Source organism: Chitinophaga sp. (assembly GCF_036569185.1).
Classification (GTDB): domain Bacteria; phylum Bacteroidota; class Bacteroidia; order Chitinophagales; family Chitinophagaceae; genus Chitinophaga.
In genome coordinates, this window is the sequence record NZ_DATCRD010000250.1 from 1 (window position 1) to 6,876 (window position 6,876).

At 47.3% G+C, this 6,876-nt stretch carries 3 protein-coding genes; all 3 read right to left on the reverse strand.

All coding sequences use genetic code 11. The annotated features are described in order from the left end of the window. On the reverse strand, window positions 1-2,948 hold a 2,948-nt coding region (locus VIM72_RS18870; protein ID WP_332004377.1), incomplete at its 3' end, for a DUF6443 domain-containing protein. Window positions 2,949-2,972: 24 nt separating this feature from the next. After that, window positions 2,973-3,764, reverse strand: a complete 792-nt coding sequence (locus VIM72_RS18875; RefSeq protein ID WP_332004378.1) for a hypothetical protein — start codon at window positions 3,762-3,764, stop codon at window positions 2,973-2,975. A 33-nt stretch (window positions 3,765-3,797) separates the two neighbouring features. Further along, window positions 3,798-6,876, reverse strand: a 3,079-nt coding sequence (locus VIM72_RS18880) for a hypothetical protein (RefSeq protein WP_332004379.1), incomplete at its 5' end; no start/stop codon positions are given.

Here is a 6,876-nt window from a genome sequence, read left to right on the forward strand (position 1 = left end):
TTTTTATTATTCAACCCTGAACCGGAGATATGCAGCACGTTTGCTGTATAATTATCCAGGTCAGCTTTAAACGCCGTATAATAATTCTTGCCGGCGCCGGTAGTGGCAAAGAAAGGATCTGCTGCCAGCAACCAGGAACCGTTGTTAATATCATATGCAAGGCCTGCCTTAATCTGCGGGATATCTGCGGTTGTGTTGTAGATTTTTTCTACCCGCTGGTCCCACGACTTATCCGCATTCATCGCGATGCAAAAATCAAGCGCACATTTTTCCGGGTGATAGGTCAGGAACTTTTGCGCCCATTCAGGTTTCCAGTAGTTCACCAACATTCCCAGTGTAAATGCTTCATCGTAGGGGGATGTATAAGAACCATCCTGCAACTGGAACTTCTCAGCTTCATAATCCGTATTTCCCGGTTGCCGCACTGGAAATGCCTCCCTCCATTTATTAGCAATCACATTTATGTTAGCCTCCTGCGCAACACCATTGGCAAACAAGGCGTATTGGCCGCCAGGGCTTACATCATTCAAAAGTATATTCTCCAATTTGCTGCAGGGAGACGCCAGGCAAGTAGTGCGCAACGTCTGACAATTGCTGTATAACGCATCATACAATCCTCCCGCCCAGGTATTGATGGCCGCCAGGTTGGCTACCGTATCAATACCATTCTGGCTGATCCTTACCTTCAATGCAGTGGTGAAAGCCGGCTTGGTTCCCAGCATCTCACGACAGGTAGTACATTCCGAAAAACATCCCGCAAAATCTTCCCTTTTAAGTTGCTCCATGGCAAACTGGAACTGTGTTTTCAGGTTGGTATTGCGCGCAATGAAATCGTTGGTGTAATATTCAATTACATTCGGGTTAAGCGCCAGTTCAAACGTAATATAGTACTCGCCTATTTTGTTAAGCGGCACCGTAAAAGTGGTGTCGCTGGAAGAAGTGAGGCTGCAATCAGACAATGCGCTTCCCCTCTTTACATTCGCAATATTCAGTACCCGGTTATTGCAATCATCGTTTACAATAACCTTTACATCATAATAGCAGTTACTGCAAATTGTTACACTACCCTGCGTATACTTCTTAATCAACCGCTCCATACTGAAAGTAAACGATGCAGCAGGATCCGGTACAGACGCCAGGTAGGTGGTAGTAGCCGTAAGTTTCAGCGTGCCCGGATCAAATACAAAACGCTCCGGCTGCAGTAATACAATATTCTTCTTAATGGCAGCAGGCTTCGAGGGCAACGCCAGCAATGAGGTATCCGGCGTGCTTCCCGTAAGCGCAGTGGCCACCGTTTTGCCGGCGGCATTCTGGTAGGATATGCTGATCTGTCCATTCGGATCAATGACCATGTTCTTCAGATAATGATCTGCATAACCGGCATCATTGCCAAACAGGCGATCGAGCTCCCACTGTTCAGGTTTACCATAATAGTAACGGGTAGTATGATTGGTGGCCACGTTGGTAGTAGGCTGCATGGTAAGCCCTACGCCTCCCTTTACGGCAATACGGCCGGTGTTGTCAGGCGTATAGGAGGTTACTGCCAGCGGGTATCCTTCTGCATCAGGAATATATTTCGCCTGGGCATCTGTAGCCAGAAAACTGTTGGCCGTAGAATAATAGTTGGCAGCACCGGATACTGTTTTTAAAGGATCAGGTACTCCCACGCATGCTCCCGTAAGGTTCTTTAATGCATTCACTCCCGTATAAGAAGCATTCGCAGCATTCTGGTTAAATTTGGGGTAATAATTCAAAATGGAGGAATTCGTTGGCGCCGGTAAAATATTCGCCACGGGCCTGCCATACTGGTCGTAAACATTTTCCTGCACTACCGCTAACTTATCGCTGTTATTGACGGTTACCGTTTGCCTGTTGCGAAGCGTTCCATCAAAATAATTCACCACTTCTTTTTTCTTTCCCTCTTCAGCATAGGTAGCATCATATTGCCAGTTTAACCCCGGTTGATGCCAGGTAGTGGGCAACACAATCACAGCAGGGGAAACAACGCCACCGGATGAAATCTGGTAGCTCCAGGCCCCTTCGTTGCGGTAGCCTGCGCTTTCATCTACCGTACGCATGCGGATCAGCAGGTACTTATTATTATGTACCAGGGAAATGGTATACTCTGTACCCGCTACGGTAATGCGTGTAGCATTATTACGGAACATAGGCATCAGTATCTGCGGGGTAGCACCCGTGCCAGCTTGCGCCAGGATAGCGCCGTTATCCGAGTCTTCATCTACAAAAGTCCATTCAAGATCATATTTCTGAGCGCCAGGTATCAGGTCCCAGTTAACTTTCACGGAATTGGCCGTTGGCGTAACCGTGGTCATGGCGCTCATCATGCTACGCCCCTGCATCTCCTCCGGCTGATCTTCTTCAATATCTACCATCGGGATCAGTTCTTTACCACTTTGTGGCAAATAATCCCTGTTTACAATCACATGCCCCTCCAGTGTAAAGATGGCAGGTAACTCACTAAGCTCGTCGCTGCTGATATCATTCACTGTTACCTTTATCTTGTAGGCGTTACTGAAGTCGTACTGCGCCATCTGTTGGTATACCGCGCCTGTGGCAGTATCATAGTTGATGGTGAGCTTTACATGTTCAATAGTAATAGGCTCCTCCTGTCCGGGCTGGCTCCAGTATTCCACTTTAAGATCCGTTTTGCAGGAAAACGGTTTATTAATTGCGGCGAGGTCATCATTGTTCAGTTTAAAAACAATCATGTTCAGCACGGAATTATTATGGATCGCGTCCCAGTTATACGCGGGGTTCTCGAACTTTTCATCTTTTACTACCAGCGTATCTCCCTTTTTCAGGGCGCCCTGAATTTTCTGCTGATAGGGTTCTATTGCTGCCCGCACCTTTCCTGTAGCAGCGAATACCAGCAGGAAGGTGATCAGTATAATGGCAGATGATCTGGTAAAGTATTTGAATAAGTGCATATTCAACATTAAATAGGGTTAACACTAAAATAAACTGATCAGGGTGTAACCGGCATAGGCGCCGGCAGGCTCCCAGCCTCCGTCACTTTTCTGCAGGTACGTTTCCTTTTGCAGCAGCTTTTGTGGAATGGCGCCTTCCTGCCACCTGTCTACCGTGATCCTCACTTCCTTGTCCATCTGGTCGTTAAGCGGATCCCGGAGATTGGTCAGCCGCATATACATACCTTTCAGCGCCATAACCGCAGGATCATATTCAAAGCGGTATTCCTTACAGGAAATATGCCTGTTGTTCAGCATGCTTACAGTGGCTTTCCCGGAGGAAATATCTTCGGAGATCTGATAGTTCTCCGCTCTCCATATCTGCACAAGACTATCCGCAGGCATCTGGAACGGAGGCAGTACTTTCCTTGCCGGGCCCACGAAGATCTTCCTTGTATTTTTGCTTATGCTGATGTAAATATCTTTGAGCGCAATGGTTTCCACATCGCTTGCCTGGTAGTAGAATTCATTTCCACGGCGGCAGAAACTATAGACTGTATTAAGATTGGAGCTGCTATCCGACGGGTCTTTGGCCGACATAGTACCTGCCGTATAAAACTCCTGGCAGGAATCCATATGCGCATATACGCCAATGAGCTGCTTTAACGCGCTTTCATCCTTCATACTGTGCAGCACATTTTCTTCAGGCGCAGGAGCTGCCGGTTGCCTGTGCATAACAGGTTTCATCCACCCTGGCACTCCGGCAAAGGAGATGATAACAGCCCCGGGTATCAATACCGGTAAAACGAATTTTAATATCCAGATAAACTTTTTCATATGTAGGGAATCTGATCCGTTTAATATTATTAATTAGCTTTTTTTACGAAACACTGAGCGGCTTTCTTTAAGGGTCATGATACCAAGATCTGTTTCTTTCTTCACCCGGATCAATGTTCCCTCGTCATCATATTCATAGAAAGTGGCAAAGTTGTTCTCATCCATTTCCGCCATCAGGCGCAGTGTTTTTTCATCGTAAGCATATGTTTTGATAGTGGCATCGTATGGGAAGATGCGGATGTCATCTACCGCAGCCGATGCAGATGCTGGCAGTACCACCTGTATGGAAGTTGCGCTGCTGGCTACATTTATTTCGCCTTCCACCAACTTCCATCCTTCTACGGCGGCTTTTACTTTCAGTACAATAGCGGCGCCGTTAACCGTTGGTGTGAAAGCAGGGTTTGTAAGCCCGGTGCTGCCATCCTTTACCCAGGCAGAGAAAACATATTTCTTTGACGGCAATGGCTGGAATCCTTGTGGATATAAACCTTTGGTAAGCTTCACCAGGTATTGGCCGAAAGCATCCTTATCCAGGTAAGTGCCAGTGCCCGGCTTATGTTCCAATGAATGAACAGTTGCTTTCAGTACAACGGTATTGGTCAATTTAAGGCTATAATTACCAGAGTGCGCATCATCAGATTTAAGATTGGTAATTGAACTGGTTCCTAATGCAGTGCGAATGTTGAAACTATCTGTGCTACAAGACGAAGCTCCGCAAATTCCGCTGTACTTATAGTCCTCGAAGCCATCGTAAAACACCTCTCTTTTCATGGCGTTCGCAGCAACAGCCACAGGCACTGCCCCCCTGTAACCAAAGGAGGCGCTGCTATACCGGAGCAATGCATCTTTATTCTCCATTTCCTGCCCATATTGATCGTACAGGGTTACATATCGGCTGGTAACCCAGTTAAGGTTGGAAGGAACAGGCCCCCATTTGCCGGCAGTAATATCATAATACCAGAAAGATTTAAAGGTATTGTAGTAACCGCTGCTACGCAGGTTAAGTCCACCGCCTTTATTGGCAAAGATCTGGTGGTCTGTACGGTTCACTTCATAGGTTTTCTCTTCAGATACTCGCCAGTTACCCAATATACCTGCCAGGTAAGGATTTACGGTACCGGCAAGAGGTTGTGTAGCGCATACGAATGGATAGGTGCAAAGATCCTGGATGCAGGAATACCTGGATATTCTGCGGTTGCCGCTGGCATCCAGGACGTAGGTGTTCACCCGGGGGTTATTTGGAAGTGTTTCCGTAGAGAACGATTTAGCGACCACTCCTGCCTGTGCATCTGTCATTGCGCTGAGCGCATCCACGGTTGTGTTGTATATCTCTGCTCCAACTGAGCCAGGGTTACCGGTGGCCCCACCCGGCGCATTATAAAACTCAATGCGGATCTTATGGGAACCGGCTGTAAGCGGAAGTGCTATTACGGTCCAGCTTTGGTAACTGGCGACATCTCCTCCCCCTGCACTTGGTGTAACCACTTTCAGTGCCTCATCTATATAGAGTCTCATCTGGTTGTCCGCACCATAGCCCAGCGCATATGTTCCTGAATTTGCCGCCGTAAAGCAGGTTTCCAGTCCCATCCATACATCTGTTACCAGCTGAGATTTATTCAGCCATACACCCGTTTCCTCCAACCTGCCACAGACCGAAGTAGCAGCCAATGTTCTCGCGTATACAGCGGTATCACCCCCTCCCGGAGCAGTAGTTATTTTAGCCGTATCCGGAGCTGCCATACTAGCCTTTGCCGCAAAAAAAGATCCCCCGCCATCAGGACAAGCGCCACCCCAAAAAGCGCTTTTCTTTGTTACAGTTGTATTATCCGATTTTTTGAAAGTCACTCCATCTATGCCATAATAGATACTCACGTTATTTGGAACGTCAACCACATTCAACGTATCATTAGGGCTCAACACCGACATTAACTGGCATTTGGTACTATCTGCACTGGGAATATATCCCGGCGGACAGGTAATACACATCTTCGCTCCCCATTCTTCTTCATATAATACCGCCTTTGCATCTATTACTTTGTAAGAAGTATTATCCGCATTGGCAAGAACTGCCAGCTTACCGCCAGCCAATGGATTCTTCAAACTCACTACTGTGCCGGCCGTTGCGCCCAGCTGGTTCCTGTAACCAGAACGGTATATTTTCACATCACGGCTCACGCTCCTTACCAGGTTACCCGCATCGTCAATCAACCGTATACGGTTCACCGGATCACTGCTGGTGGGGCTGCTGATCACCCAATACCTTTTACCGGGCGACGACAAGTCTATCAACTCATCCCCTCCTGTAAGATAAGATGCATACGTGGCACCTATCAATCCATTTGCATCAGTAGTTAAATTTTTAAATATGGCATTCACGTTTTTATAAGCGCCGGCCATTTTTCCGTAACCCCAGTAAGCTGGCATATTTACGGAATACACCGGGTCGTCAAACTCATTATTGGTGCTGGTTACCACCGGCTGCCCCGTATTACGGTCAAATACCAGGTTGGCTGAAGTGATGGTGGAACCATTCACTGTTTTTACCACCTTCTCCAATATGCCTGTTTGCTGCACGGTTTTAAGTACGGAAGCAGATCTGAATAATTTATAGCTGTCGTTATCCTTACGGGGCCAGTGCGGAATAGGTAGCGCCCCAATAAAAAACATAGGGATTACATCAACCCCCAACTGTATGGAGGTTCCCATATCACTGGTTTCCTGTTCACGCATATCCGCCACCAGCTCAATTTCCCGGCCGATCACTTCTGCGGGGTTAAGGGTTCCCTTTTCGTCTACAGTAGTTACCGTGTTATTTAATTTCTGCTTTCCTGCATCCAGCGCATCAGATTTATAATAATAAACGGTAGAAGAAATTTCTGAACCATTCTGATTAAATACCCTCTCCGCTTTAGGCTTACCATGCATATCATTCAGCCATATAACATATCCTTGAGACATGGCCAGTTCATACACCTGGTTGCCGCCCGCAAAATTAGCCCATCCGGCAGGGCCCTTCCGCTCTACATCCGGGCGTGCCTGTACTTCAGTTATGACAGGATAATCCTTTGCAGTATAAAACTCCTGCTGGATCCAACCCGTGTTCTTTTGGGCG